General features: G+C 46.0%; 33 protein-coding genes. 18 read left to right on the top strand and 15 right to left on the bottom strand.

The genetic code is table 11. The annotated features are described in order from the left end of the window. Window positions 1–51 precede the first annotated feature (51 nt). Window positions 52–1,092: a UDP-N-acetylmuramate dehydrogenase gene (gene murB, locus C2758_RS01465; RefSeq protein ID WP_215328824.1), complete on the top strand. Its 1,041-nt coding sequence runs from the start codon at window positions 52–54 to the stop codon at window positions 1,090–1,092. Between the two features lie 2 nt (window positions 1,093–1,094). On the opposite strand, the gene xseA is transcribed toward murB, so the two are convergent. Further along, window positions 1,095–2,309, bottom strand: a complete 1,215-nt coding sequence (gene xseA / locus C2758_RS01460) for an exodeoxyribonuclease VII large subunit (protein WP_215328823.1) — start codon at window positions 2,307–2,309, stop codon at window positions 1,095–1,097. Between the two features lie 314 nt (window positions 2,310–2,623). Here xseA and C2758_RS01455 point away from each other — a divergent pair, with 314 nt between their 5' ends. The 6 genes from C2758_RS01455 to adk all read left to right on the top strand — a co-directional run bounded on the left by C2758_RS01455 (window position 2,624) and on the right by adk (window position 6,585). Further along, complete coding sequence (locus tag C2758_RS01455; RefSeq protein WP_215328822.1) at window positions 2,624–3,250, top strand: MotA/TolQ/ExbB proton channel family protein; 627 nt, start codon at window positions 2,624–2,626, stop codon at window positions 3,248–3,250. After that, window positions 3,247–3,693: a biopolymer transporter ExbD gene (locus C2758_RS01450; RefSeq protein ID WP_215328821.1), complete on the top strand. Its 447-nt coding sequence runs from the start codon at window positions 3,247–3,249 to the stop codon at window positions 3,691–3,693. The genes C2758_RS01455 and C2758_RS01450 overlap by 4 nt, the downstream gene beginning before the upstream one ends. 41 nt (window positions 3,694–3,734) lie before the next feature. Continuing rightward, window positions 3,735–4,826: a tetraacyldisaccharide 4'-kinase gene (gene lpxK, locus C2758_RS01445; RefSeq protein WP_215328820.1), complete on the top strand. Its 1,092-nt coding sequence runs from the start codon at window positions 3,735–3,737 to the stop codon at window positions 4,824–4,826. Window positions 4,827–4,845: 19 nt separating this feature from the next. Further along, entirely contained in the window at window positions 4,846–5,025 is a 180-nt protein-coding gene (locus C2758_RS01440) for a Trm112 family protein (protein WP_215328819.1), read from the top strand. A 25-nt stretch (window positions 5,026–5,050) separates the two neighbouring features. Further along, window positions 5,051–5,815 carry a 3-deoxy-manno-octulosonate cytidylyltransferase gene (gene kdsB / locus C2758_RS01435; protein WP_215328818.1) on the top strand — a complete coding sequence of 255 codons (765 nt, stop codon included), beginning with the start codon at window positions 5,051–5,053 and terminating at the stop codon, window positions 5,813–5,815. A gap of 104 nt (window positions 5,816–5,919) precedes the next feature. Next, window positions 5,920–6,585: an adenylate kinase gene (adk, locus tag C2758_RS01430; protein WP_215328817.1), complete on the top strand. Its 666-nt coding sequence runs from the start codon at window positions 5,920–5,922 to the stop codon at window positions 6,583–6,585. Between the two features lie 79 nt (window positions 6,586–6,664). Here adk and nrdR read toward each other — a convergent pair whose 3' ends face one another. Both nrdR and glyA read right to left on the bottom strand, forming a co-directional pair. Next, window positions 6,665–7,111 (bottom strand): transcriptional regulator NrdR, encoded by a 447-nt coding sequence (nrdR, locus tag C2758_RS01425; RefSeq protein ID WP_215328816.1) that lies wholly within the window; start codon window positions 7,109–7,111, stop codon window positions 6,665–6,667. A 41-nt stretch (window positions 7,112–7,152) separates the two neighbouring features. Further along, a complete protein-coding gene (gene glyA / locus C2758_RS01420) occupies window positions 7,153–8,397 on the bottom strand; it encodes a serine hydroxymethyltransferase (protein ID WP_215328815.1) in 1,245 nt (414 codons plus the stop codon). A gap of 77 nt (window positions 8,398–8,474) precedes the next feature. On the opposite strand from glyA, the gene tolQ reads away from it, so the two are divergent. The 7 genes from tolQ (at window position 8,475) to queC (ending at window position 13,834) form a co-directional block, all read left to right on the top strand. Then, on the top strand, window positions 8,475–9,131 hold the full coding sequence (gene tolQ / locus C2758_RS01415; RefSeq protein ID WP_215328814.1) for a protein TolQ: 657 nt from the start codon (window positions 8,475–8,477) through the stop codon (window positions 9,129–9,131). Between the two features lie 2 nt (window positions 9,132–9,133). Then, window positions 9,134–9,553, top strand: a complete 420-nt coding sequence (gene tolR, locus C2758_RS01410) for a protein TolR (RefSeq protein WP_215328813.1) — start codon at window positions 9,134–9,136, stop codon at window positions 9,551–9,553. Between the two features lie 121 nt (window positions 9,554–9,674). Continuing rightward, window positions 9,675–10,397 (top strand): cell envelope integrity protein TolA, encoded by a 723-nt coding sequence (tolA, locus tag C2758_RS01405; protein ID WP_251369223.1) that lies wholly within the window; start codon window positions 9,675–9,677, stop codon window positions 10,395–10,397. 3 nt (window positions 10,398–10,400) lie between these two features. Continuing rightward, window positions 10,401–11,708 carry a Tol-Pal system beta propeller repeat protein TolB gene (gene tolB, locus C2758_RS01400; protein WP_215328811.1) on the top strand — a complete coding sequence of 436 codons (1,308 nt, stop codon included), beginning with the start codon at window positions 10,401–10,403 and terminating at the stop codon, window positions 11,706–11,708. A 124-nt stretch (window positions 11,709–11,832) separates the two neighbouring features. Continuing rightward, window positions 11,833–12,336: a peptidoglycan-associated lipoprotein Pal gene (pal, locus tag C2758_RS01395; RefSeq protein WP_215328810.1), complete on the top strand. Its 504-nt coding sequence runs from the start codon at window positions 11,833–11,835 to the stop codon at window positions 12,334–12,336. After that, the gene (ybgF, locus tag C2758_RS01390; RefSeq protein WP_215328809.1) at window positions 12,336–13,067 is read left to right on the top strand and encodes a tol-pal system protein YbgF; all 732 of its coding nucleotides are present in this window, start codon (window positions 12,336–12,338) and stop codon (window positions 13,065–13,067) included. Before pal ends, ybgF begins: the two co-directional genes overlap by 1 nt. 26 nt (window positions 13,068–13,093) lie before the next feature. Continuing rightward, window positions 13,094–13,834: a 7-cyano-7-deazaguanine synthase QueC gene (queC, locus tag C2758_RS01385; RefSeq protein ID WP_215328808.1), complete on the top strand. Its 741-nt coding sequence runs from the start codon at window positions 13,094–13,096 to the stop codon at window positions 13,832–13,834. A gap of 12 nt (window positions 13,835–13,846) precedes the next feature. On the opposite strand, the gene C2758_RS01380 is transcribed toward queC, so the two are convergent. Genes C2758_RS01380 through C2758_RS01355 form a run of 6 tightly spaced genes read right to left on the bottom strand, consistent with a single transcriptional unit; the run spans window position 13,847 to window position 17,354 of the window. Next, on the bottom strand, window positions 13,847–14,464 hold the full coding sequence (locus C2758_RS01380; protein WP_215328807.1) for a riboflavin synthase: 618 nt from the start codon (window positions 14,462–14,464) through the stop codon (window positions 13,847–13,849). 41 nt (window positions 14,465–14,505) lie between these two features. Beyond that, window positions 14,506–15,621: a bifunctional diaminohydroxyphosphoribosylaminopyrimidine deaminase/5-amino-6-(5-phosphoribosylamino)uracil reductase RibD gene (ribD, locus tag C2758_RS01375; protein WP_215328806.1), complete on the bottom strand. Its 1,116-nt coding sequence runs from the start codon at window positions 15,619–15,621 to the stop codon at window positions 14,506–14,508. 47 nt (window positions 15,622–15,668) lie between these two features. Beyond that, window positions 15,669–16,217, bottom strand: a complete 549-nt coding sequence (locus C2758_RS01370) for a GspH/FimT family protein (RefSeq protein WP_251369222.1) — start codon at window positions 16,215–16,217, stop codon at window positions 15,669–15,671. Next, the gene (locus C2758_RS01365; protein WP_215328805.1) at window positions 16,210–16,539 is read right to left on the bottom strand and encodes a hypothetical protein; all 330 of its coding nucleotides are present in this window, start codon (window positions 16,537–16,539) and stop codon (window positions 16,210–16,212) included. The genes C2758_RS01370 and C2758_RS01365 overlap by 8 nt, the downstream gene beginning before the upstream one ends. Before the next feature lie 7 nt (window positions 16,540–16,546). Beyond that, window positions 16,547–17,173 carry a hypothetical protein gene (locus tag C2758_RS01360; RefSeq protein WP_215328804.1) on the bottom strand — a complete coding sequence of 209 codons (627 nt, stop codon included), beginning with the start codon at window positions 17,171–17,173 and terminating at the stop codon, window positions 16,547–16,549. Continuing rightward, the gene (locus C2758_RS01355) at window positions 17,103–17,354 is read right to left on the bottom strand and encodes a hypothetical protein (RefSeq protein WP_215328803.1); all 252 of its coding nucleotides are present in this window, start codon (window positions 17,352–17,354) and stop codon (window positions 17,103–17,105) included. Before C2758_RS01355 ends, C2758_RS01360 begins: the two co-directional genes overlap by 71 nt. A gap of 229 nt (window positions 17,355–17,583) precedes the next feature. Here C2758_RS01355 and ribBA point away from each other — a divergent pair, with 229 nt between their 5' ends. The 3 genes from ribBA to nusB are packed head-to-tail and all read left to right on the top strand — an operon-like array spanning window position 17,584 to window position 19,775. Next, window positions 17,584–18,723 (top strand): bifunctional 3,4-dihydroxy-2-butanone-4-phosphate synthase/GTP cyclohydrolase II, encoded by a 1,140-nt coding sequence (gene ribBA, locus C2758_RS01350; RefSeq protein ID WP_215328802.1) that lies wholly within the window; start codon window positions 17,584–17,586, stop codon window positions 18,721–18,723. An 18-nt stretch (window positions 18,724–18,741) separates the two neighbouring features. Next, window positions 18,742–19,257 carry a 6,7-dimethyl-8-ribityllumazine synthase gene (gene ribH, locus C2758_RS01345; protein ID WP_215328801.1) on the top strand — a complete coding sequence of 172 codons (516 nt, stop codon included), beginning with the start codon at window positions 18,742–18,744 and terminating at the stop codon, window positions 19,255–19,257. 8 nt (window positions 19,258–19,265) lie between these two features. Continuing rightward, window positions 19,266–19,775, top strand: a complete 510-nt coding sequence (gene nusB, locus C2758_RS01340) for a transcription antitermination factor NusB (RefSeq protein ID WP_215328800.1) — start codon at window positions 19,266–19,268, stop codon at window positions 19,773–19,775. A 35-nt stretch (window positions 19,776–19,810) separates the two neighbouring features. Here the strand turns inward: nusB and trmB are convergent, their stop codons facing one another. From trmB to C2758_RS01325, 3 genes are read right to left on the bottom strand one after another with little or no spacing between them, the layout of a single operon-like run. Further along, a complete protein-coding gene (gene trmB, locus C2758_RS01335; protein ID WP_251369221.1) occupies window positions 19,811–20,608 on the bottom strand; it encodes a tRNA (guanosine(46)-N7)-methyltransferase TrmB in 798 nt (265 codons plus the stop codon). A 22-nt stretch (window positions 20,609–20,630) separates the two neighbouring features. Further along, window positions 20,631–21,089 (bottom strand): DUF2721 domain-containing protein, encoded by a 459-nt coding sequence (locus tag C2758_RS01330; RefSeq protein ID WP_215328798.1) that lies wholly within the window; start codon window positions 21,087–21,089, stop codon window positions 20,631–20,633. 42 nt (window positions 21,090–21,131) lie between these two features. Next, the gene (locus C2758_RS01325; protein ID WP_215328797.1) at window positions 21,132–21,977 is read right to left on the bottom strand and encodes an undecaprenyl-diphosphate phosphatase; all 846 of its coding nucleotides are present in this window, start codon (window positions 21,975–21,977) and stop codon (window positions 21,132–21,134) included. A 119-nt stretch (window positions 21,978–22,096) separates the two neighbouring features. On the opposite strand from C2758_RS01325, the gene C2758_RS01320 reads away from it, so the two are divergent. Beyond that, window positions 22,097–23,716 (top strand): TolC family protein, encoded by a 1,620-nt coding sequence (locus C2758_RS01320; protein ID WP_215328796.1) that lies wholly within the window; start codon window positions 22,097–22,099, stop codon window positions 23,714–23,716. 21 nt (window positions 23,717–23,737) lie between these two features. On the opposite strand, the gene waaC is transcribed toward C2758_RS01320, so the two are convergent. The 3 genes from waaC to rfbA are packed head-to-tail and all read right to left on the bottom strand — an operon-like array spanning window position 23,738 to window position 26,297. Then, window positions 23,738–24,769, bottom strand: a complete 1,032-nt coding sequence (gene waaC, locus C2758_RS01315; protein ID WP_215328795.1) for a lipopolysaccharide heptosyltransferase I — start codon at window positions 24,767–24,769, stop codon at window positions 23,738–23,740. Between the two features lie 41 nt (window positions 24,770–24,810). Next, window positions 24,811–25,377 (bottom strand): dTDP-4-dehydrorhamnose 3,5-epimerase, encoded by a 567-nt coding sequence (rfbC, locus tag C2758_RS01310; protein WP_215328794.1) that lies wholly within the window; start codon window positions 25,375–25,377, stop codon window positions 24,811–24,813. Beyond that, window positions 25,374–26,297, bottom strand: a complete 924-nt coding sequence (gene rfbA / locus C2758_RS01305; protein ID WP_215330010.1) for a glucose-1-phosphate thymidylyltransferase RfbA — start codon at window positions 26,295–26,297, stop codon at window positions 25,374–25,376. The genes rfbC and rfbA overlap by 4 nt, the downstream gene beginning before the upstream one ends. Window positions 26,298–26,307: the final 10 nt, after the last annotated feature.

The raw sequence follows: 26,307 nt of genomic DNA, 5'->3' as shown, positions 1-26,307 counted from the left end.
AGTTTTTCCATAAATTACGAACAGAAACTCGAACACGAATAAGATTGTGGCATGAACTCCGCGAAAAATGCGTCCAATCCAGCAAAATTGACCCCCAATCTGGGGCTCAAGCACCGGAATAGCTTTGGTCTAGATTCCACGGCGGAATTGGCCTACGAGATCACATCCGCGGACCAGTTACCAGCCTTAATTCAAGAGCTCGAGGATAAAAAACTAGCCTGGCGTGTATTGGGTGGTGGCAGCAATGTCATTCTTCCAGAGTCCTTGCCTGGAGCAACTCTACTCATCAATATTTCTGGTCAAGAGCTTGTTAAATCGGATGACGCCTACTCATGGCTTGAGGTGGGTGCCGGCGTTAATTGGCATGAATTAGTTTCCTGGACTCTAGAGCGCAATCTCCCAGGATTTGAGAATCTTGCACTGATACCAGGTACCGTTGGCGCCGCGCCCATTCAAAATATTGGAGCCTACGGCGTTGAAGTCGGGGAATATATCGACAGCATCGAAGCATTTGATTCTGCGGCCCATGCCTTTGTCACCCTCCCGCAAGAGGCATGTCAGTTTGCCTATCGCGATAGCTACTTCAAGCAAAATCCCAATCGATTTATCGTGACAAAGGTTGTTTTTAAAATCCCTAAGGCTTGGCAGGCACGATTACAGTACGCCGATCTAGCAAGGCAATTTACTGAGTCAAACTACAACCCAAGTGCAAAGCAAATTTTTGATGCCGTGTGCACTATCCGGTCTAAGAAATTGCCGAACCCTGCACTAATTGGCAATGCCGGCAGCTTCTTTCAGAATCCGATTGTTGGTAACCAACAATATGAGCAATTAATTAAAGAATTCCCGAATCTCGTGTCTTACCCCGATGCCTCCGGAACACGAAAGTTGGCAGCTGGATGGCTAATTGATCAATGCGGCTTTAAAGGCAAGCGGATTGGCCGTGTAGGTGTTTATGAAAAACAAGCACTAGTCTTAGTCAATCATGGCGGCGGGACATCAACAGATATCCTGGGTTTAGCAAAAAATATTCAAGAAGAGGTGTTGGGTAAATTCGGAGTACAGCTAGAGATTGAGCCAAATATTCTGTAGCTTTACTTCTCTGCTTCAACCCTTGCAAACTCAACCTCTACTTGGCCTTGGGCTAAGCGCACCTGAAACGCATTCTCAGTATTGAGCTCACTCGGATTGCGAACTGCATGCATTGCTTGCTCTTCCTTGCTTAATATCACCGCGTAACCACGCTCTAAAGTTCTTTGCGGGTTGAGCATTTCTAATTGAGAATGGAAATGGCCTTGATCACGTTTCCAATTCTCAACCCTGACTAACCAAGCTTGGTTGAGTCGCTTCTGCCAACCACTAATTTGCTCTCGCATGCGGTCTGGGTTGGGTAAGGCATGACTCAGACGTAAGGCCAATTGATCTAGGGTTTGCGCTTCACGCTCTACTCGCTGACTCACTCTTTGCAGCAGTGCTTGCATGATGGCGTCTAACTCTTGTAGCATTTGATCACGTCGTGGCGCTGCCAATTCTGCCGCGCCCGTAGGAGTTGGTGCTCGCAAGTCAGCGACAAAGTCTGCAATCGTGACATCCGTCTCATGCCCAACCCCACTCACGATTGGAATGGGTGACTGCGCAATTGCGTAAGCCAACTTCTCATCATTAAATGCCCAGAGGTCTTCAATGCTGCCACCACCACGCACCAACAAAATCACATCAACAGCATTTTCTTTTTCGGCAGCCTTCAGTGCAGAAATAATTCCGGCAGGTGCATCTGGTCCTTGGACCAAGGTTGGGTAAATCACAACCGGTATATGCGGAGCTCTTCTAGCAAGCGTACTTAAGACATCTTTTAGAGCTGCTGCCTGCGGTGAGGTAACAATGCCAATTGCTCTCGGATGAGTTGGAATAGGACGCTTATTCTCAAGATCAAATAAGCCTTCTTTGGCGAGCTTGGCTTTGAGCTTTAAAAATGCTTCATAAAGACCGCCCATGCCAGCACGGCGCATGCTTTGCACCGTCAGCTGAATGTCCCCACGCGGAACATAAAATCCCAGATTAGCAGCAACTTCCACCAAATCTCCCGATTGAGGCATAAATCCGACCTGCCCATTACGTCCTCGGAACATCACGCAACGAATCTGACCCTCTTCATCTTTTAGGGAAAAGTACCAATGCCCGCTGTCATAGGCCTTAAAATTGGAGATCTCCCCGCTCACCCAAACGGTATCGAAGCGCTCCTCCAGAGAGCTAGCAATGGCGCGGTTAAGATCGCCAACACTCAGAATTTCCCTTGATATTTCAGACATTTTTTCTCTTTTTCTACATGACTACTGGGCTTATGGGTCAATAAATATCCACAGAAGCTAATACGCCCTGAGCCTAATACTTAAAAGTAAGTAATTACTGACCCAAAACGTCTCATAAATCCAACAAAACAAACGCAAGCTATTGATTTATATAAATAATTCTTCAAGCCAATTTTAATAGGTTTCTCTTAATATTTGCTACTTTGACCATTAATCAAGGACTTACAACACATTTGCTAAAAAGTTTTGCACAGAGTTATCCACAGGCTAGCTTTGTGAAAACGGGTTATTGATTCAGCTAAAGTACTGTGCTTATGTACTCAATCTTACTGTCTGCAGGCTGGCCGATCTGGCCTCTTCTAATCATCTCCATTGTCGGTTTGGCTATTGTCATTGAGCGTACTTGGTATTTGCGCCAAATTCACCTTTTTCCTAAGGGCAGCTTAGCAACGGCATTTGGACTGGCAAATGCCATTTTCCAGCAAAAAACAGTCTCAGAATCTGAAATTAGTGCTGTCGGCCAACTTTCCCCCGTTGGTAGCCTCTTTGCCTGCATCCTTCGTGAAAAAGCCTCTGGAAACTCTGCAGACTCCGCCTTGGAAGAATTACAAGCCAGCGCTCAGTCCACTTGGTTAAGGCTAGAGCGCTATCTTGGTGTCTTGGCCACTATCGCAACCATTGCCCCCCTCTTGGGACTCTTTGGAACCGTTGTCGGCATGATTGAAATCTTTGGCAGTCAGGGCGTTGGCAGCCCTCAACAACTAGCGCACGGCATCTCTATTGCTCTGTACAACACCGCTTTTGGATTGTTGATTGCGATTCCTGCTCTAGCTGCATGGCGGGGTCTGCGTGCAATGGCAAATCAACGTCAACATGAATGCGAAGAATTTACCCGTCAATTATTTAAAAAACTCTATCCATATTCTGCGGATACAAAATGAGTTGGTTAGAAAATAAGCTTCAGCATCGAGGTCAATTTTCACTAGGGGTAAGGACAGCTCCGGTAGAGCCTGAGATTAACCTCATTCCTTTTATTGATGTGTTGTTAGTAGTGCTGATCTTTCTGATGATCTCCACTACATTTACCCGCTACCAAGAGTTAGCCATCATCCTACCTACTGCGAATGGCGCAGCAAGTCAGTCGGAGGTGAAACAAATTCATATTGCAGTCAGTCGTGATGGGCGCTTTACAATCAACGGCAAGGTGACTGATCGTAGTCAACTGAGCAATAGCCTCAATGTACTCAACGAAGACAATGCCATCCAAGTCAATATCGATGCCGATGCTAAAGCCCCCCACCAAGCAGTCATGAGCGCCTTAGAAGCAGCGCGTGATGCCAACCTAGCTAATATCGTATTTAGCAGTCAAACTACCAAGAAATAATCAATCACACCCGAAACATTGAACTCAATAAATTGCCTTTAATGTCATCCCCAAAAAAAACTTCTTTCTTTAATAAGGCTCCTCGGTTTTGGGAAAGCCGCGGGCCAATCAGCCTTGTGCTTTGGCCTTTATCTAAGGTTTATGGTTGGGTAAATCAAGCTTTAGATTCAGTGGATGAGCTGAACTTAGGAAGACGCAAAACAGTGCCGGTTCCGATCATTATTGTTGGCAACATCCGAGTTGGCGGCACAGGTAAAACGCCCATCGTGATTGCATTAGCAGAACGAGTCGCACGCATGGGTTGGAAGCCTGGGATTATTAGTAGAGGTTATGGTGCATCTGCATTAAGCGCACCCCGCCAAGTAACAAGTGATTCCAATCCTGCAGATGTTGGCGATGAACCTGTCTTAATTGCTCAGCGCACAAACAATCAGTTTCCGATTTGGGTTCATCCCAAACGAACTCTCAGCATTCAGTCTTTACTAAAGCAGGATCCTTCGGTGAACGTCATTATCAGCGATGATGGCTTGCAGCATCGAAGTCTGCTGCGCTGGCCTGCTCGCGAAGGGGGTCGTGATATTGAATTTGTAGTGCGCGATCAACGTGGTGAAGGTAATGGCTTCTTGCTACCTGCCGGTCCTTTACGTGAGCCTGCATCACGCGAGCGAGATGCCACTTTAATGACTGGAGCTATGACACCATCCAATCATATTGATGAATATTTTTTAGGGCGACGTGCTTTTACATTGAGCAGCCAACTGGGTGCACCCTATCAACTGAATCATCCAAGCAATACACAATCTTTATTCTCAATTGCTGATACCTATATTCCAAATAAGATTACCGCTGTCGCTGCAATTGGCAATCCACAACGCTTTTTTAATGACTTACTGAAACAGGGGATTGCAGGCAAATGTATTGGTTTGCCTGATCATGCCAAATACACCCCAGAATTTTTCTCTGCAATTAATGCTGAGTGCATCCTCATTACTGAAAAGGATGCCGTAAAATGCACCTCAGTACAAGATGAACGCATTTGGGTAGTTCCAATGAGTTTAGAGATTCCAAATACATTAGCAGATTGGTTGCAGTCGATTTTGCAAAGACCCGATCCAAATCAATACACTTTATAAAAGATAGCAAAGATCAAATATGGACAAGCGCTTATTAGAGATTTTGGTCTGCCCCTTGTGCAAAAGTACTTTGCATTTAGATGCAGAAAAACACGAGCTCATCTGCAAAGCGGATCGCTTAGCCTACCCTATTCGTAATGACATCCCTGTCATGCTGGTTGATGAAGCCCGTAGCCTTTCTGCTGATGAAATCAACTAAACACTGACCCAGCACAAGCAATCTAATGAGTAATAACACCTCCAAGCCTCCTGAGTTTTTGGTTGTTATTCCTGCAAGACTTGGGTCTACTCGGCTGCCTAGAAAGCCCCTAGCTGATATTGGTGGCAAGCCCATGGTAATTCGTGTGGCTCAACGTGCGCAACAATCCAATGCCCAAAGCGTCGTAGTAGCAACCGACTCAACAGAAATTCAGGCAGTGTGTGATCAATATCGTATTGAGTGTTTATTGACCAGTGCAGATCACCCTACTGGCACAGACCGCATTGCAGAAGTAGCTCAACTACTAAAACTACCAGCAGATACTTTAATTGTGAACGTGCAAGGCGATGAACCCCTTATTCCGCCAGAGTTGATTAATCAAGTTGCTCAAACTTTGGCCGACAATGTTACGTGTGCGATTTCAACTGTGGCAGTCCCGATTGTTGATACCGCGGAAATTAATAACCCTAACGTAGTCAAAGTAGTCCTCAACCGCTCTAATGAGGCGCTCTACTTCTCTAGATCCACCATTCCTTTTGTGCGGGATCCAAACTCTGAGCAAGCCGTCACCCATTTACGTCATTTAGGTATCTACGCCTACCGGGCCGACTTTCTGCAGGCTTACACCCGCCTTGAACCGGCGCCACCTGAGCAAGCTGAAGCTCTAGAACAGCTCCGCGCCCTCTGGAATGGCTACCGTATCGCCGTTCATACCGCCAGCGAAGCCCCGCCGGCTGGGGTTGATACAGCTGAAGACCTCGAGCGGGTACGCCGTATCTTGGTCAGCTAGCCCGGAATCAGATCATTCAGGGGTTCTCGGGGATAATCCTAGGAATTGACAACAAAAGATCCCGAAAAAATACGGGACAATGAGGGTCTTCTAAGGGGAAAACAATGCGCTTAATTCTGCTCGGTGCACCAGGTGCTGGCAAAGGAACACAAGCTCAGTTCATTTGCGAAAAATTTGCCATTCCACAAATCTCGACTGGAGACATGCTGCGCGCAGCCGTTAAAGCTGGAACTGAACTTGGTATTGCTGCCAAAAAAATTATGGATGCTGGCGGCCTCGTTTCGGATGACATCATCATTGGCTTGGTAAAAGATCGCTTAACTCAACCCGATTGCAGCAAAGGCTACTTGTTTGACGGTTTTCCAAGAACGATTCCCCAAGCACAAGCCATGAAAGATGCTGGCGTACCAATTGATTACGTTTTAGAAATCGATGTGCCATTTGAGGCCATCATTGATCGCATGAGTGGTCGTCGCGTTCATCCAGCCTCAGGACGTACTTATCACGTTACCTTCAACCCACCAAAAGTGGAAGGTAAAGACGATGCGACTGGTGAAGCCTTGATTCAGCGTGATGATGACAAAGAAGAAACCGTCCGCAAGCGCTTGCAGGTTTATAACGACCAGACTCGTCCACTAGTGGAGTACTACTCTACTTGGGCAACACAAAGTAATGCAGCTGACAAAGTAAAGGCTCCAGCCTATCGCAAAGTCAGTGGTACAGGTAACGTTGATGACATTACTGCTTCTATTTTTGCAGAACTGCAATAATTTTTACCTGTAAAAGCAAAAAGGACTGCAATGCAGTCCTTTTTTGTTTAATGAATTCTCTACTTCTTTAAAGCCATTCTTATTTCAGTTCTTTCAGCGCACTCTCAAAAGATTCAATATCTGCAAAACTTCTGTATACAGATGCAAAGCGGATGTAGGCTACCTTATCTAGACGCTTGAGTTCGCGCATCACTAGTTCACCAACACGCTCACTGGGGATTTCTTTTTCGCCGAGGCTGAGTAACTTCTCTTCAATACGAGCAATCGCTTCATCTACAGAATCAGATGAGACGGGTCGTTTGCGTAATGCTAGCTTGACTGAGCTAACCAACTTCTCATGACTGTATTCAACACGACTTCCGTTCTTCTTGACGATTGCTGGTAGTACTAGCTCTACACGCTCGTAAGTCGTAAATCGTTTATCGCACTTTGCACAACGGCGACGACGGCGAATGGTATCGCCTTCGTCCGATACCCGGGTATCTAGTACCTGAGTATCGTCGTTATGGCAGAAAGGGCAGCGCAATGTAGTTCTTCTTTATGTTTTAGTTTGGCTAGTTATTTGTATTAGCCGTAAACAGGGAAACGCTTAGTCAACTCAGCAACTTGCGCACGAACCTTAGCGATATTGTCAGCATCATTTGGATTATCCAAAACGTCTGCAATGAAATTCCCCACTTGACGTGCTTCCGCCTCTTTAAAGCCGCGCGTAGTCATTGCAGGAGAACCTAAACGAATACCACTTGTGACCATTGGCTTTTCTGGGTCATTCGGAATGCCGTTCTTATTGCAAGTTATGTGCGCCTCACCCAATACACGCTCAGCTTCTTTACCAGTCATCTTCTTAGCGCGCAAATCCACTAACATCACATGAGAATCTGTCCCACCAGAAACAATTCGCAGGCCACGTGAAATCAAAGTCTCAGCCAATGCTTTTGCGTTTGCAATCACTTGTTTTTGATACTCAATAAAACTAGGCTCTTGCGCTTCTTTAAAGGCTGTCGCCTTAGCTGCGATCACGTGCATTAATGGACCGCCTTGTAAACCTGGAAATACTGCAGAGTTAATTGCTTTCTCGTGCTCAGCTTTCATCAAGATGATGCCGCCACGAGGGCCGCGCAAACTCTTGTGTGTTGTGGAGGTAACGATGTCCGCATGCGGTACTGGATTTGGATACACACCAGCAGCAATCAAACCAGAGTAATGCGCCATGTCCACCATAAAAATGGCGCCGACTTCTTTAGCCAACTTACCAATGCGCTCCCAATCGATCACGAGAGAGTAAGCAGATGCACCAGCAATAATCAATTTAGGTTTGTGCTCACGAGCTAAACGCTCCATTTGTTCGTAATCGATCGCTTCGTTTTTATCAAGACCATAAGAAATAGGGTTAAACCACTTACCACTCATATTCAAGGCCATACCATGGGTCAAGTGACCGCCTTCAGCCAAACTCATTCCCATGAAGGTATCGCCAGGTTTTAGGAAAGCCAAAAATACCGCTTGGTTTGCGGATGCGCCGCAATGCGGCTGAACGTTCGCCGCCTCAGCACCATACAAAGCCTTCACTCGATCAATCGCCAACTTCTCAGCCACATCTACAAACTCACAACCGCCGTAATAACGCTTACCTGGGTAGCCTTCAGCGTACTTATTAGTGAGCTGAGAGCCCTGCGCCTGCATCACTGCTGGTGAGGCATAGTTCTCAGAAGCAATCAATTCGATATGGTCTTCTTGACGCTTATTTTCATTCTGAATCGATGCCCACAATTCTGGATCGGTTTTGGCTAGGGTATTTTGGCGGTCAAACATGGTCATAATCCTGATGAAGTTGTATTGCTGAGTGAATTAACTAAGTAAAATCAACCTACATCATACAAAAATCCACCATGACACCTACTCAAGACCTCTCATTTCTCTCTCTTGTCCTAAATGCCAGCCTATTAGTCCAGTTGGTAATGATGTTATTACTAAGCATGTCTGTAGCTTCTTGGACCATCATTTTTAAGAAAACTGCCATTTTGCGTGGCGTCAGACAAGATACCGAGCGTTTTGAGCGGGACTTTTGGTCTGGGGGTGACCTGAATACCCTCTTGGAGGCGGCCCAGCGCAATACCCGCAGCGATGCCGTTTTAGAGCATATCTTTGAAGCAGGTATGCAGGAGTTCATGAAAGTTCGTGAAATCGATGCCGCCCGCCGCGCCATGAAAGCCACCTACCAGCGCGAAATGGACATGCTAGAAGCCAATCTACCGTTCTTAGCCTCCGTGGGCTCAGTCTCACCTTATATCGGCCTCTTTGGCACCGTTTGGGGCATCATGCATGCCTTCCGTGGCCTGGCTAACGTACAAAACGCGACCTTGGCGGCAGTTGCCCCAGGCATTGCTGAAGCACTGGTGGCTACTGCTATTGGCCTCTTTGCTGCTATCCCTGCGGTGGTTGCTTATAACCGCGCAGCAACGGATGTGGATCGCTTAGCAATTCGTTTTGAAACTTTCATTGAAGAATTCACCAACATCTTGCAACGTCAAGCTTCGGGCAAATAAACATGGCCGGTTCACTGAGAAGATCCTCCAAACGTCGGGCAATGTCCGACATTAATGTGGTTCCCTATATTGATGTGATGTTGGTATTGCTGGTCATCTTTATGGTGACTGCACCAATGGTCAATCCTGGCGTCGTTAATTTACCAACAGTAGGTGGTGCAAAAGTGCAATCATTGCCACCCGTCTTTTTAACCATCGATGCCAATGAAAATGTCATTGTTCGTAAAGATGGTGATCCAGTTCAAACCTTAAATAAATTTGAACTTGGTGCATTTGCAAGATCACAAGCAGAAAAATCTGCCGAGCAACCTGTTGTTCTTGCTGCAGATAAATCCATTAAGTATGAAGTGGTAATGGAGGTGATGTCCAAGCTTAAAGAGAATGGTGTGAAACGTGTCGGTCTTGCCGTGAAGAGCCAATAAGCTTCTTTGTATTGAATACATGAATAGCGCGCAAACATTTCGTTCAAGCCCATTAAACTTTAAACGAGGCCGCCCCACTAAAAACGAAAGCACTAAACTTGCTTTTAGTTTTTCGCTAGCTGTGCACTTAGGCTTGCTTGCTTTCTTAGTCATCGGTATTAGCTGGAATAACTCAACTCCTTCAGGAGTGGAAGTTGAACTTTGGGATGCAAGCCAGCAGGTAGAAACGCCTGTCGTTCCTGAAATCAAAACCGAGATGAAGGAAGAGGCGGCGGACATCGCCATTAAGAAAAAGAAGGTTGAACCAGAGCCCCCTAAAAAAGAAGTGGTGAAAGAAACGCCCAAACCAGTTACTCCAACTAAGCCTCCTCCACCTAAGGAGAAGGAAAAAGAAAAAGAGAAGACTAAAAAGACTGAAGCACCGAAAGCTGCTGCACCTGCAGAAACCAAAGCCAATGCTGCCGCTGAAAAAGTGCGCGCAGATCAGTTGGCACGCTTACGCGCAGCAGCTGGCGCTGAAGGCGGTAGTGGTGGTACTAGTGGCAGCGGAGTTGGTGGTGGCGGTAATGCGCCTCCTGGCTGGACGGATAAAGTAGTTAAGAAAGTCAAACCGCTCATCGTATTTAATCCAGAATCTATCAGCGGCAACCCTGCGGCAGTTGTTAAAGTGAATCTGGCACCAGATGGTGCAATCTTAAGTACAGATCTCGTGAGCTCCAGTGGTAATGCAGGATGGGATCGCGCCGTTCTCCTCGCGCTGACTCGCGCAGAAAGTCTGCCAAAAGATGACAATGGCAAAATTCCTCAAAGAGAAGTTAAGCTGACCTTTAAACCCAAGGACTAAAGCATGTTGCAAGTTGCTAAAAAGTATTTTTCATCAGTAGTGTCAGTAACCCTAGCGGTGCTATCAATGGCCGGACTGAGTTCTTCAGCGCTAGCGCAAATGAATATTGAAATCACCGGCGTAGGCCAGTCCCTCTATCCCATCGCCGTGATGCGCTTTAAGGATGAGAGCAAACTACCAACCAGCGTGACTAACATCATTCGCAAAGACTTAGCACGCAGTGGCTACTTTAAAAATACCGAAAACGGTAATGCCAGCGAAAGTGATGAGGGCACACCAAACTATAAATCTTGGGCGGCTCGTGGTGCAGACGCCTTGGTTGTGGGCTCTGTGGTTCAGACTAGCGCAGGTCAATTTGAAATTCGCTATAAGCTTTTTGATGTTCGTAAATCCGAAAGTCTTGGCGGCTTAAATATTAATTCCAGCGCAGATAATTTGCGTGCTGCAGCTCACAAAATTGCCGATGACATCATCCTCAAGCTATTGGGTGAGCGCGGTATTTTCTCAACCCGCCTCTCTTACGTTATTAAAGAAGGTAAACGCTATCGTTTAGTGATCTCCGATGCGGATGGTCAAAATATTCGTAATGCCATGAATAGCGGCGAGCCAATCATCTCCCCATCATGGTCTCCTGATGGCAAGAAGGTAGCCTACGTTTCTTTTGAAGATCGTAAGCCAGTCATCTATGTTCACGAACTCGCTACCGGCCGCCGCATTGCCCTCTCAAACCAAAAAGGAAATAACAGTGCGCCAGCTTGGGCACCCGATGGCAAAAAGTTAGCAATCTCCCTCTCAAAAGACGGTAACACGCAGATCTACAGCATCAATGCTGATGGAACGAGCTTGCAACGCCTTACCCGTGGCTACACCATTGACACCGAACCTCAATATTCAGCTGATGGTCGTTACATTTACTTCACAAGTGATCGGGGCGGCAATCCACAGATTTATCGCATGAGCGCTGAAGGCGAACAGGTTGAAGGCGCCAAACGTATTACTTTCAAACAGGGTTTTGTAACTTCGCCACGCATTTCACCAGATGGCAAGTATCTTGCTTACATCGCCAATATTGGTGGCGCATTCCGTCTTTACATCCTTAATCTGGCAACAGGCGATGCCCAAGCATTAACCGATGGGACTAGCGATGAGTCCCCATCGTTTGCAGCTAATGGTCGTTATGTACTGTATTCCACGAAAGTGGGTGGTAAGCGGGTTTTGGCTGCGGTATCGGTAGATGGAAACTCTAAGCAAGTACTCAGCATTCCTGGGTCTGATGTTCGCCAGCCCTCTTGGGGACCATTTATGGACTAAGCCTAACTAGGCACTAGTTCGGCAGCCAGATCTTTCTGGCGAAATAGCCAATATTGAGCTCTTAGGAGCATAATATTGGCTATTAGCTTATTTAGTTACTCAGTTTGTAGGAAAAGGACAGATCATGAAGATTTCTATCGCACGCCGTGCCGCAACCCTCGCCTTTGTTGGTGTAACAGCACTATTTTTTTTGGCGGCTTGCTCTAGCGTCAAACTAGATGATGTCGATGGTGCTAACGGTGGCGGTAGCGGAAACTTTGGCTCGCAGCCATGGAATGATCCAAGCAGCCCACTCTTCCAGCGTAGCGTGTACTTTGATTTAAATGAGTACACCGTTCAAACTAAATATCAAAAACAACTTTCTGCTCATGCTAGCTTCTTAAAAGCCAATCCTAAGCAAAAGATCATCATTCAAGGCAATACCGATGAGCGTGGCACTGCAGAGTACAACTTGGCTTTAGGTCAACGTCGTTCAGATGCTGTGCGTAAGTCACTCAACTTGATGGGTGTTTCTGAAAATCAAATGGAAGCAGTGAGCTTTGGTAAAGAAAAACCAAAAGCTGAAGGTGATAACGAAGCAGCTTGGGCAGAAAATCGCCGTGCCGACATTGTTTACATTACAAACTAATGCCTAATCGCTCACACTCTTTTATAAAAACGCTCTCACGAGCGTTTTGTTTAAGTGCAGCGGCTCTTTTTTTAAGCGCCTCGAACAATGCGTGGGCGCTATTTGCCGATGATGATGCACGTAAGGCCATCTTAGAATTACGTAAATCATTTGCGACTGCGCAAATGGATTTACAAAATCAGATTGAGAAACTCAAATCCGACAATGCAGAGCTTCGCGGGAAGATTGAAAACTTGGAGAAACAAGGCGAAGATATCAATACAAGTCAGAAGACTTACTATCAAGATCTTGATACACGCTTAGGTAATTTTGAGCCCCGTACAGAAACTATTGAAGGCATCAGTGGCACAGTTCAACCTGGCGAGAAAAAGGCCTACGATGATGCTTTAAAAGCCTTTCAAGCAGGCAGCCTCAGGAAGGCGGATGAGGGCTTCTCAGCCTTTGTGAACCGCTACCCTAAAAGTCCATACGTACCTCTAGCACTCTTTTGGAGCGGTAATAGCAAGTACGCAAATAAGGATTACACCGGTGCAATTGCTCAGCTACAAAGCCTTATTAAGCGCTACCCAACACATCCCCGCATTCCATCGGCTATGCTGACACTCGGAAATGCTCAACTAGAAAGTGGTAATAAGGCGGCTGCCAAGAAAACTTTTACTGAGATTATCAGCAAGCATCCTGATACTGAAGCAGCTAAAGACGCGCAAAAACTTCTCGCTGCAATAAAGTAAGTAGCCAATAGGGATATATTCGTACTATGTCTAAGCTGTCTACTGCATTTCAGAATATCGCTCCACGCAAACCTAATGCGCCAGCTGTCATCTTGTTTTCTGGTGGATTGGATTCGAGCACGATTCTGGCTCTGGCAAAAGACCTCGGTTACGCGCCCTATGTTTTGTCAGTGAGTTACGGTCAACGGCACTCTTCTGAGTTGGCAGCAGCAAAACATATCGCTAAGAAGATGGGTGTCATTCGTCACGAGATAGTCAATTTAGATCTCACGCGTTTTGGTGGCTCGGCCCTGACTGACTCATCCATCGATATCCCCATTACCCCAGGCAAAGATCTCGAAATACCCGTCACTTATGTTCCTGCTCGTAATACGATTTTGCTATCACTTGCTTTAGGCTGGGCTGAGTCATTAGGCGGTCTAGATATTTTTTATGGTGCTAATGCCGTTGACTACTCAGGCTATCCTGACTGCCGCCCTGAGTATGTTGCCTCATTTGAGACGATGGCGAACCTGGCGACTAAGGCCGGAGTTGAGGCGCTCAATAATGAGAATCGCTTTCGGGTTCATGCGCCGATCATCAGCATGAGCAAATCAGAAATCATTCAACTGGGCACCACATTAGGCGTCGACTACTCACAAACCGTTTCTTGCTATCAAGCAAATGATTTGGGTGAAGCGTGTGGTGAGTGTGAATCTTGCCGCCTAAGACAGGTAGGCTTTAAGCAAGCTAGCTTAAGTGATCCAACGCGCTATCAAAAGAAGTAAAACTCTACAAGCTTACTGAGCTTGCGTTTCCATCATGCGCGCAACATAACGCGCAATTAAATCTACCTCTAGATTCACAACATCATCCTGCTTTAGCTTACCCAAGGTCGTGTTCTCGAGTGTATGGGGAATGATGTTGATATCTACTAAGCAAGCGTCTTGACGATCTTGCGTTTTATTGACCGTTAAGGAAACGCCATTAACAACAATTGATCCCTTGTACGCTAAGAATGGGGCCAACGTCTTCGGGGCTTCAATTTGCAGAAGCCAAGAACCATAAGCATCCTCAGCAACAGTTGCAAAGTGCAACACTTTGCCAACACCATCCACATGCCCGCTCACCAAATGACCACCTAGGCGATCATTTAATCGCAAGGCTTTTTCCAAGTTCACTGGCCCCACTTTATCCAAGCCAATCGTCTTGTTCAAAGACTCACGCGAGATATCTAAAGCGAAAGTAGTGTCAGTCAATTCAGTGGCTGTCATACAAGCACCCTGAATCGCAATACTGTCACCCAATGCAACATCATCGAGATACCCAGAAGGCACTTCAATGACTAATTGCAGACCATCGCCCTTAGCCTGAGCGCTTTTGATTTGGCCAACTGCCGTAATAATTCCAGTAAACATAGTGAGATCTTAAATAGGAGTTTTGTAATTTTCTTGAAATGCTATTTCTTGTTTAGACGCAAACGAAGATCGGAGCCAAACAGAGTTTGATCGATGATTTGCCAATCTTGACCTTGGTCTAAATTTGTTAATGAGGAGATATTGGCCATTCCAATGCCCTCACCCATGAAGAAGGGAGCGTAATAGAGCAAGAGCTCATCAACACAAGCTTCTCTCAGCAAGGATCCATTGAGCTTAAATCCAGCCTCGACATGGATTTCATTCATGTGGCGCTCTTTTGCTAAATACGCAAAGAGTTTTGGCAAATCTACCTTGCCATTAGCGTTAGCCATCGCAAGGACTTCAACACCCAGAGCCTTAAATTCTTTTGCCTTAGCTTGACTCTCCTGAGAATCTAATGAAGCGCAAACCAAAATGACACCGGATGCTTGGGGCTTACTCAGCACCTTCGCATTCAGAGGCGTCTCGAGCTTGGAGTCCACAATAATTCTCCAAGGCTGGCGTTCGGTTTTGACATCCCGTACATCAAGACTTGGATCATCTTCTTTGACAGTACCTACCCCAGTCAATATGGCGCAGGCTTGAGCACGCCAATGATGGCCATCTGCCCGAGCTAAAGGACCGGTAATCCATTGGCTTTGGCCATTTGGTAAAGCCGTCTTACCGTCTAAGCTGGCAGCAATCTTCATACGAACCCAAGGCAAACCTTGAGTCATCCTAGAAATAAATCCCTGATTCAATGCTTGGGCTTCAGACTCCAATAAACCACAACGCACATCAATGCCCGCAGCCTTTAATCGCTCAAGTCCTTTGCCACTAACCAAGGGGTTGGGATCTGACATTGCCATAATCACCAAAGTTGGCTTGGCTGCAATTAAGGCATCGACACAAGGCGGCGTTCTACCAATGTGGTTACAGGGCTCTAAGGTGACATAAATCGTTGATCCAGCAGCATCAAAACCATTGGCCTTTACATCAGCCAACGCCTGAACTTCCGCATGAGGTCCGCCCACTCTTTGGGTGTGTCCACGCCCAATCACAATCCCATCTTTCACGATGACGCACCCAACCCGTGGGTTGGGGTTAGATAAATAAAGGGCGTTTTGAGCCTCGGCTAAGGCCTGGCTCATAAATTGATGGTCGACTGCGGTGTACATGGGTCTATTAAAACCGATTGTGGGCAAAAGCGGCAAATTTACCCGCCCTACTTACAGGCTTTGGGGTCCTGAGTCGGATTACAAATTCTCCAGCGACCCCCGCTGCCAAGTATGAGATGCCTCTCGAGCCCAGAATCTCGGTTGTGACCCAATATCAGACGATTTGCTACAAACCCACCTTGGGCTGTTTTGGCAGCACCGGCAGCATTAAACAAAATACCCCTCTTGGTTGTGTGAGGATCGATAAACTGCTGACCCCCACCTTTGAAATATACCTGCCCAAGATTACCTTGAGAAATCCAGTGCTTCTCAGTGCAAGTTGATTTTGGCTGGCGCTCATCACAAACATTTTTAACCACCCAGCCCTCTTCCCACAGACCTCCATTTAACGGAGTGATACGTACAGGCACGCCCAATACAAATGCTTGAGCTCTTGCAAATTGTGCATGCGCAATAAAACGTCTGGCAATGATGTCAATTTCTCGAGCGGCCATTTGCTCATGTAATAGAGGTAATGTCGATATTGCAATGATGGCAATGATCAACACAACAGCCATCAACTCTAACAAGCTATAACCATATTCCTGCTTATTCAAAGTTCTGTCGCCAATTTAATCGTGTAGCGATATTGGTTTTTTCATCCAAAAATATGAGGGTCTCTAATTTAGGATTTGATTTACTAGATATCAACCAAAGATTTTTTCCGACTGACTCTATATGACAATTAGGATTTGCTAAGACGGTGATATTAGAAAGATGTTGCTCACATTCAAGAAGAGCTTTTTCTGCAGCGATAAATCTCTTCTGAGCTTCTAAATAAGTATTGATACTCATGACTTCAAGTGCGGCTGAGCGCTCCAACTGCATGACCAGTATAGAGAGTAGCGTGAGTAGTGATAAGACCCAAGCAATCATCATAGTAGATTCACAGTAGATTACGAGTGGTAAATATTCGCTCAAACCTTTGGTGAATGGAGGTGCCATCAGTCATCTCCAGCTTGATCTTGAAGGCCTTGCCGATACTAGCCGGAAGCTCTTCAAAGGAAAGATGATGAATGCCATTCATTAAGGTTGTGTTTTGGATGCGCCCCTGACGATCGAGTGATTGGCAGATCAGAGAACCGCCATTGACCTTTACTCCTTTCGGTGCAGATGCTTGTCGATCCACTAAAAATCCTTGCTGCGCTAGATTTTTTTTAGTGCGCTCTTTTGACAAGGCATTACCAATGCAATCAAAGTCAATCCCTTGAGAAATCTCCTGTTTCACCACTAGTGAATCGGAACCTCGATATCCATTGTTTTTCTGAATTTGAAGGTAATCGATCGAAGCAGTATTTTTTCTTATAGATGCAATTGCTGAATGAGCATTTTGATAACCAGCTATCCGAATAGCGCGCCCGATTAATTCCAGTGCACGATCTGCTTCTGCAGTCAGAGACTGTGATTTTTCATACTGAATTTGTTTGGTGATGAACTCACCGCTATTTTTTATGAGTGGCGCGACCAAGACTAGGGATAGGGCGAGGCCGACGAGACACTCCAATAGATTCATCCGCTAACTTTCGTGAAATTTGGTTTGAGTTATTTAATTGCGCAGCAGTCAATATCGCGAGCTCATGCCTGTCCATCTCTTTTCTGAGCTCTGCCCTTTTCTCCTGAAGCTGACCTAAGCGCAAAATCATCCCTTGGTAGGTATTGCTCAAGCTAATCCAACTACTTGCAACTAGACTCATAGCTACCAGAACCTCCAATAAGATGAATCCATTAGATGCTCGATTTAAATCAAAATGGCTTGGGGATTTTTGAATTCGATAGTGCACATACCATTTTCTCGAGATGAAGGTTGTAAAAATAGGCCTTTCATGGGTACCCACTGTCAGAAAAACTGGATATTGCTCCAATATTGGCCAAACAATCCCAGCTGAAGCCCGAAACCCCCTCCTCAGCTTAAAATAGAAGGCTATGCAAAATAACCTCGCCACCACAGAAGAAATCGTTGCTGAGCTCAAAGCCGGCAAGATGGTCATTCTGGTCGATGAAGAAGATCGCGAGAATGAAGGTGATTTAGTGCTTGCTGCCGACCACGTCACTCCAGAGGCGGTGAATTTCATGGCCAAACATGGTCGTGGCTTAATTTGCCTGACTTTAACGCGTGAGCGCTGCCAACAAATTAACCTACCCTTGATGGTGAGAGACAACGGTACCTCGATGGGCACCAATTTCACTGTTTCGATTGAGGCAGCCAATGGTGTTACTACTGGTATTTCAGCAGCAGATCGTGCCCACACGATTAAGACCGCAGTTGCCGCAAATGCGAAGCCTAATGATCTAGTTCAGCCAGGCCATATATTTCCATTGATGGCGCAACCCGGTGGCGTATTAATTCGCTCTGGTCATACTGAGGCTGGATGTGATTTAGCTGCATTAGCTGGTTGCTCTCCTACTGCCGTTATTTGCGAGATCATGAAAGATGATGGCAGTATGGCGCGACTACCAGACTTGCTCGAGTTTGCAAAAGAACATCAATTAAAGATTGGCAGTATTGCCGACCTAATTCAATACCGTAGCCAACACGAGAGTATTGTGGTGCGCGAGGGTGAACGTGAATTCACTACTCCTTGGGGTAAGTTTCAGGGAATCATTTATCGCGATACGCCAAGTTCGTGCATTCACTTGGCACTAGTTCATGGCAAACCCTCAGAGACCGAAGAGACCTTAGTCCGCGTTCATGAGCCAGTCACCGTATTGGATTTCTTGGACTCGAACGTCAGCACGCACTCTTGGCCTTTGGCCCAGGCTTTGCAAAAGATAGCAGCGGCACCCTCTGGCGTGGCAGTTTTACTTAATGCTTCTGGCATTGCAGCCCCTAATGATGGAGACTGGTTGGCTCAATTTCATAAATTGAATGGCACCCATGCTGAAGCTGCAGTAAAGCCACTCGCTCGCAAAACTGATTTTCGTAGCTATGGTATTGGCGCACAAATCCTCAAAGATATCGGCGTTGGCAAAATGCGTTTACTCGCCAACCCTATTCCAGTGCCCAGCCTTTCCGGATATAAGCTTGAAGTAACTGGCTACACCCCATTTGAATCCAATCAATAAGTAATTTCAGAAAATAATATGAATACAAGCAATGACGAATCAGCAGTGGGCGTTCTAGCCTCCGATCTGAATGGCCAAGACCTGCGCATAGGTATTGTGCAAGCGCGTTTTAATGAAGAGCATTGTGTTGCGCTGACTACCGCTTGCATTGAAGAGTTAATCAAGCTGGGCGTCTCCCAAAGCGATATCAAACTAGTCACCGTACCAGGCGCACTTGAAATCCCCTTTGCGCTGCAAAAGCTAGCTGAAACAGGCGAGTTCGACGGCTTGGTTGCTCTAGGCGCCATCATCCGTGGTGAAACGTATCACTTTGAACTCGTATCAAATGAATCTGGTGCTGGTATTACCCGTGTTTGCCTTGAGTCTGGGTTACCGATCGCCAATGGTGTTCTCACCTGTGAGACGGATGAGCAAGCCCAGGTTCGCGTTCAAATAAAGGGTGCCGATTGCGCAAGAGCAGTTGTTGAAATGGCCAATCTAGCTTTAGCACTTACTCCCGACATTGATTTTGAAATCAATCCTTCAGAAGAGTAATTCCCAAGATGAATAAAAACGTATCTAGCCCACAGGCAGCATCAGGCGCACCCAGTGTGCCAAGCGCACCTAAGCGCTCACTCACCCCACGTCGTCGTGCCCGTGAGTATGCTTTACAAGGTGTTTACCAAAGCCTGGTCATGCGCCGTGCAGGTAGCCTTCCGAATGCTGCGGCAATCGCCAAACAGTTAGCCGAAGATCCTGGCTTTCGCCGTTGTCAACACGATTTGTTTCAGGGTATTTTTAATGGCGTACTAGAACGCACTGACGAACTTGAGGGCATCATTACCCCAGCCCTCGATCGACCTATTAATGAACTATCCCCTGTAGAGCATGCCGCCCTTCTGATTGGCACATACGAACTGGCTATTGATTTGGCCGTTCCCTACAAAGTGGCTATTAATGAAGCGGTTGAATTAGCGAAAACTTTTGGTGGCACTGATGGCCATAAATACGTCAATGGCGTATTAGATCTCCTAGCCCAACAGTTGCGTAGTACTGAAATTCAGGCTGGTTAAGCAAATAGCTGAGGTCTCGCTCTTAGTGATTGGTTTTAATTCTTTCTATAAACCAAGTCCCACACTCCGTGACCTAACTTAATCCCGCGGTTTTCGAACTTAGTGATCGGCCTATACGCAGGCCTCTCTACATATCCAGAATGTTTGGCATCAAGCTGTTCGAGGGTGGGCTTGAATTCCTTAAAGGATTCTTTAGCAAGCTCAATCTCACTGGCAACATCAGTCTTTGCAAAAGTTTCAACACTGATCTTCTCGTTGGAAGTATTTTCTAAGTCAGGCTGTGCATTTAAGACCAACAACATTTGCTCCGCATAATTATGCCAATCTGTTGCCAGGTGCAAATAGGCTCCGGGCTTTAAACGAGAAACCAATAGCTTGACGAACTCCGCTTGAATTAACCTGCGCTTGTGATGGCGCTTCTTATGCCAAGGATCTGCAAAATAAATGTGGATGCCATCTAAAGAATTAGAGGCAAGCATTTTTTCTAGAACCTCAACGGCATCATGACGAATCAAACGCAAATTAGTCAGATGATTCTCACCAATCAATTTCAGCAAAGCACCTACGCCGGGAGGATGCACCTCAATTGCCAAGAAATCATCGTAGGAACGCAAGGCAGCAATTTTGGCAGTGGTCTCACCCATACCAAAACCAATCTCTAAAATCTTGGGATGTGATGATCCATTAAATGCTTGTGGCAAATCTAAAACAGATTCCTGAAACGGAATCAAAAATTGGGGCCCCAGCTCATCAATAGCACGTTGCTGTCCACCGGTAGTTCGGCCCGCACGCAGGACAAAGGAGCGAATACGATCTGTTCTTGTGATATTCACGAAATACTTATCTTTAAAAGATTTATTTTGGGAAAGGCGTATTCCAACCAGCCGAACGATAGGCATAAACCACCTCAGCCAATACAATTGAGAGCGAAGTCATAAAGGAGACAAGGCCAAGTACAAAAGTCCAAATAACGTAAGTTGCTTGCAATGATCGAACTGCGCCCGCCTGAAAGAAGAATAGCTCTAGTACGGTAAGTGAAATAAATACGCCACTTAATACGTCAAAGAAAATGGCGGCAGTACAAAGACGACCCCGAACCTTTGCTTCATTAGCCTCTTTCATCATGTGGGCCAGCATGACTTGATCCTGAATGCTGCCCTCCTGAATACGGTGCTGAATAGCGCGCATACGATCGACTGAACGCGCTAAACGAGCAGAGATCGCATTAATCAAAGTAGCAACTGCAGTCAATAAAAATACTGGGGCGAGAGCCAATTGAATATTGTTCGTAATTGCATCTATTGATACATCCATTAGTTTTCCAGTCGACCTTTATTAATATTGATAAGAGCTATCTTAATGTGACCAAGCAACTAATCCGGTGTATGCGCTCAGTAACACCAGTACACCAAAAATGATTCGATACCAAGCAAAAGGAATAAAGTTGTGTCCAGCCACATAGCGAATCAGCCAACGTACGCATATGAAAGCAGATACAAAAGCAGCGATAAAGCCAACAACAATTGCCCAAGTAAAGTCCCCAGATAAAGAGATGGGGCTCTTCCAAAGCTTCAGCAACTCATAGGCAGTAGCCCCGCCAATAACCGGAATAGCCAAGAAGAATGAAAACTCCGTAGCAACTGCGCGTGGTAAACCAAATAACATCCCGCCAATAATGGTTGCTCCGGAGCGGGAGGTGCCTGGTATTAAAGCAGCGCACTGCGCTAGGCCCACCTTCAATGCATCTAAAGGGGTGAGCTCATCTACCGACTGAATGGGGTTTTTACTCGCGGCGACTGTTTTCTGACGTTTCTCAGCCCAAAAGATTACGAGTGCCCCTACGATAAAAGCGCTAGCAACCGGAATGGGGGCAAACAACACAGCCTTAATATACTTACCAAATAGGAAGGCTAAGCCCATCGCCGGAATCGAGGCAATGAGTAGGTTCATTACAAAACGGCGAGAGATCGAACTTGTTTTGATAGTGGAGGCCACCTTCCAGAGCTTTTCTCGGAACTCCCAGCACACCGCCAAAATGGCACCAAACTGAATAATGACCTCGAAGGCCTTCCCACGCTCATCATTGAAGTCGAGCAAATCACCAACCAAAATTAGATGCCCAGTACTAGAAATTGGCAAAAACTCCGTTAAGCCCTCGACAACCCCCAGTATTACTGCTTTACCTAGCAAAATTAGATCCATAGTCCTGATTTTATAGATAGATGAAGCCTTACAGAGGATTTGGCAAAATGAGGTTCAATTAAGGCGTTTTACTGAAATAAGCCTTAAACTTCATGGCACATAAAAAGTAATTAAATTAGATGACCCCAGCCCGTTTTCGTCTCTCGCAACCCAACATCCTAGGTTTAATCTTGTGCCAAGCACTCGGACTCAGTGCGGCGTCGACCAACACCTTTGCGCAGGCTGCAAATGGGGCAAAGCCATCTCTACCTACCCCAATGAGCTCTCAAGCCTTCATTGGGCTAGATATGCCCCCACAAATGGTGCTTACCCCTAAGCAGGCTATAACTACTTCTGATGCACCCTCAAACCTCAATAGAAATGGTGCAGCCAACCCCGCCGGGCAGGCTTCAGACCTCATTCGTCTATATCAGGAAGCTGCATTTAGCGATCCGGTCCTCAACGCAGCACGTTTTAACTACCAGGCAAGTAAAGAGCTCTATTGGCAAGGCTTATCTCTTTTGTTGCCTCAAGCAAGCGCAGCACCCATTGGAACTAGATACTACCAACATGCAACCAATGGATCAGCCTTAACAAGCTACTCGGCTAACTCTCGCGTTTTTGATCAGAAGGGTTATACCGTAACCCTCACACAACCCGTTTTTAATGTGGCGGCATTTGAGGCCTCTAAGCAAGGTGACCTCAATACGAAAATTGCAGACATGCGTTTTTATTTGGCACAACAAGATCTGATCTTGAGAGTCTCACAAGCGTACTTTGATGCACTCACCAGTCAAGACAACGTAGAACTTTTTCGTAATAAGAAAAGCCTCATCAAGCAACAGCTTGAGATCGCACAAGCTAAATTTGATGCCGGTCTAGCCACCATCGTTGATGTCAATACGGCACAGGCAGCATTGGATCTTGCCAACTCCCAAGAGATTGGTGCTCAAGCTGATTTAGTAGTTAAACGTGGCGTATTGGAACAGCTCACTGGGCGCCCAGTAGGATCTCTACGCCCATTGATTAAAGAAGCTAAGATTGATGGCGTTTTAAAAGATCCTCGCTCAAAAAATAAAGATGGTAGCGGCATTCCAATTGCGGAAAGTGTTAACCCACAACTACCAAAAGGCCAAACTCTGGATGATTGGATCCAGCAAGCAGAGACTGCAAACTTTAATGTTTTGGCAGGCCAACTATCTATCAGTCTTGCTGAGAGTACTTACCGAGGCTCACAAGCACTCAATTACCCTTCTGTAAATTTTGTTGGAACAGCTGGCTACAACACCGCAAATGGAAGCGCTAATAGCTACACTCCTACAAACACCAATATTTACAATAATACTGTTGCCTTGCAAATGACAATCCCGCTAGTTTCGGGAGGATTTAATAGCTCCGTTATTCGTCAGAATGCAGCCTTACTCGATGCAGCCAAAGCTAACTACGATAATGCTCGGCGCACTGCGGCCCAAAATACGAGGACTGCCTTTACTGGATTTTATGGGGGCCTAGCTAGTGTCAAAGCCTATGAAGCAGCAGAGCGATCGTCCAATTCCGCACTAGAGTCCAGCAAGTTAGGATTTCAAGTAGGGACGTTGATTAATATTGATGTGCTCATTGCATTAGACACCCTCATTACTACCCGCTCACAACTACAGCAGGCGCGTTACAACACCATTCTCAATGCGATGAGGCTTAAAGCCCATGCAGCCGCACTATCAGATGAGGATCTGATTTCTATTAATGCCTTACTGCGCTGATAATTAAAAATAACTAGAGATTTAATCTTGCCGCAGAAGCCTCAGAGAGGCATCAAGAACTTCTTGAACTCTTGGTGGATGCTGAATATCACCCTCATTCGCAATTCGCTCAGACCAATAGCCTTCAGTTTTCCAGCGCGGTGAGTCGCAATAGATTTCTACTGTAGGCTTATCGAGCACTGCCGCCAAATGGGTCAAGCCAGTATCCACGCCTACCGTTAACGCAGCACCTGCAATTACGGAGAATGCATCCTCAATGGAAAACGCCTGCGGCACAAAAGCGTTGGCTATCTGCGCAGCAAGCAATTCACTGACAGTTTTTTCTGAAGCGCTACCCCATGGAAAAACGACCTGATACCCAAGAGCAGAAAGTGCATTGCCAAATTCAATCCAATGACTATTAGACCAACGCTTAGATTCTCTAGCGGTCGAATGAAAGCATAAGACATAAGGAGTCCTAAAGCCTGGGATGGCATTCTTTGAAATACCTGCAATATATTCTGAGGGATAAAACTCAGGCGCATTAGCTCGCTCTTTCAAAGGCCAATCGAAGGCAGAGCAAGTAAGCCAACGTGAGCGGTCCACCGCATGACAGAGTGTTGGTACTTGAACTGACTGGCTATAAAACGCTCTTGCAAGAGGCTCGTAGCCTGAAAACTCAGTAGCATTAGCAAGGCCAGCAACTACTGATCCTGAAGTCTTCTTAGCCAAGGCGCACACGATGGCAGACTTTAGTAAGCCCTGGGTTTCAATTAATACATCGTAGGAAGTAGATTGAAGTGTTTCTCTAAAAGAGAAAAATTCTTTCCAAGAAGACAATTTGAAAAGATTCTTCTTCCAGCGACGAAGTCCACAAGGAATAATGCGATCGATTCCTCTAAAACTATCACGCGATAATAAGGGCTCTAGGAGATGAACATATCCCTCTTCCACAACCCAATCAATTTGGGCATCAGGTAGACGCGCGCGCAGATCCCAGACAATCGGCAAATTATGCAGTATATCCCCTAGGGATGAGAGTTTTACCAAAAGGATTTTAGGGGTGGTGCTCATACGAGCATTATCTTATCTTTTGAAAATGCACCTAAATTCAATTAGAACTTGGGGGCAGCATCCCACGATAAGCCAGCTGAATCTTTAGCATTCATATTGGGTGCTACTTCCTGGGGTATCGGCCACTGAATGCCAACACTAGGATCATTCCATGCCAAGCAGACTTCACTTTGGGGATGATAGTAATCAGTAGTTTTGTATTGAAACTCAGCAGTCTCAGATAACACCAAAAAACCGTGTGCTAAGCCAGATGGAATCCACATTTGCTTGTGGTTTTGAGCACTTAACTCAATGCCTACCCACTTACCGTAGCTTGGCGAATCTTTTCGGATATCAACAGCAACATCAAACACGCTACCAGCTACAACACGCACCAATTTACCTTGAGTCTGCTGTAGTTGATAGTGCAAACCACGCAGAGTCCATTGTCGAGAGAAGGAATGATTGTCTTGTACAAAATCGACGTTCAAACCTGTGGTCGCGGAGAAGTCTTGGGCATTAAAAGATTCAGTAAACCAACCACGTTCATCACCGAATACTTTAGGCTCAATAATCAGCACATCATGAATGGCTGTCGGCGTAACCAATAGATTTGAAGTTGCGCTCATCCAATCATCTTCTTGTGAGATAAAGCAATGGGTTGAGCGGAGGTATTGAGCTCATTCACAATCTTACTAAGGTATTGACCGTAGCTATTCTTGCTCAATTGAGCGGCAACTTTAAGAACATCTTCGACGCTAATCCAACCTTGACGATAAGCAATCTCTTCAGGACATGCCACCATGAGGCCTTGGCGCTTTTGTAGTGTGGCAATAAAACCAGCAGCGTCCAATAATGAATCATGCGTTCCGGTATCTAGCCATGCAAAACCACGGCCCATGATTTCTACGCTCAATTCATTTTTTTCAAGATAGGCACGATTAACATCCGTAATCTCTAACTCACCCCGGGCACTAGGCTTAATTGAAGCAGCTATGTCGCACACTTGATTATCGTAAAAATAGAGCCCCGTTACTGCGTAGCTACTTCTCGGCTTTAATGGCTTCTCTTCAATAGAGAGTGCTTTGTAATCTTTGTCAAACTCCACCACACCATAACGCTCTGGATCAGTGACATGATAGGCAAAGACAGTTGCGCCATCATGACGAGCATTAGCGCTATCAAGCTGATCAACTAATTCATGACCGTAAAAAATATTGTCGCCAAGCACTAAAGCACTTGGGTTATTGCCAACAAAGTTTTTTCCTAAGGTAAATGCTTGTGCCAAACCATCTGGCGAAGGTTGTACGCAATATTCAATATTCAAACCCCATTGCGAGCCATCCCCAAGCAACTCCGCAAATCGCGGAGTGTCGTGGGGTGTAGAGATTAATAAGATATCTCGAATACCTGCAAGCATCAGGGTGGTTAATGGGTAATACACCATCGGCTTGTCATATACAGGCATCAACTGTTTAGAGACAGCTTGGGTTACTGGATACAAACGAGTACCAGAACCTCCTGCCAAAATAATGCCTTTGCGATTCATCTGATTTACT

Source organism: Polynucleobacter sp. AP-Sving-400A-A2 (assembly GCF_018688155.1).
Classification (GTDB): Bacteria; Pseudomonadota; Gammaproteobacteria; order Burkholderiales; family Burkholderiaceae; genus Polynucleobacter.
The sequence above is the reverse complement of the archived record's forward strand: the minus strand, read 5'-3'. Positions and strand labels throughout refer to the sequence as shown.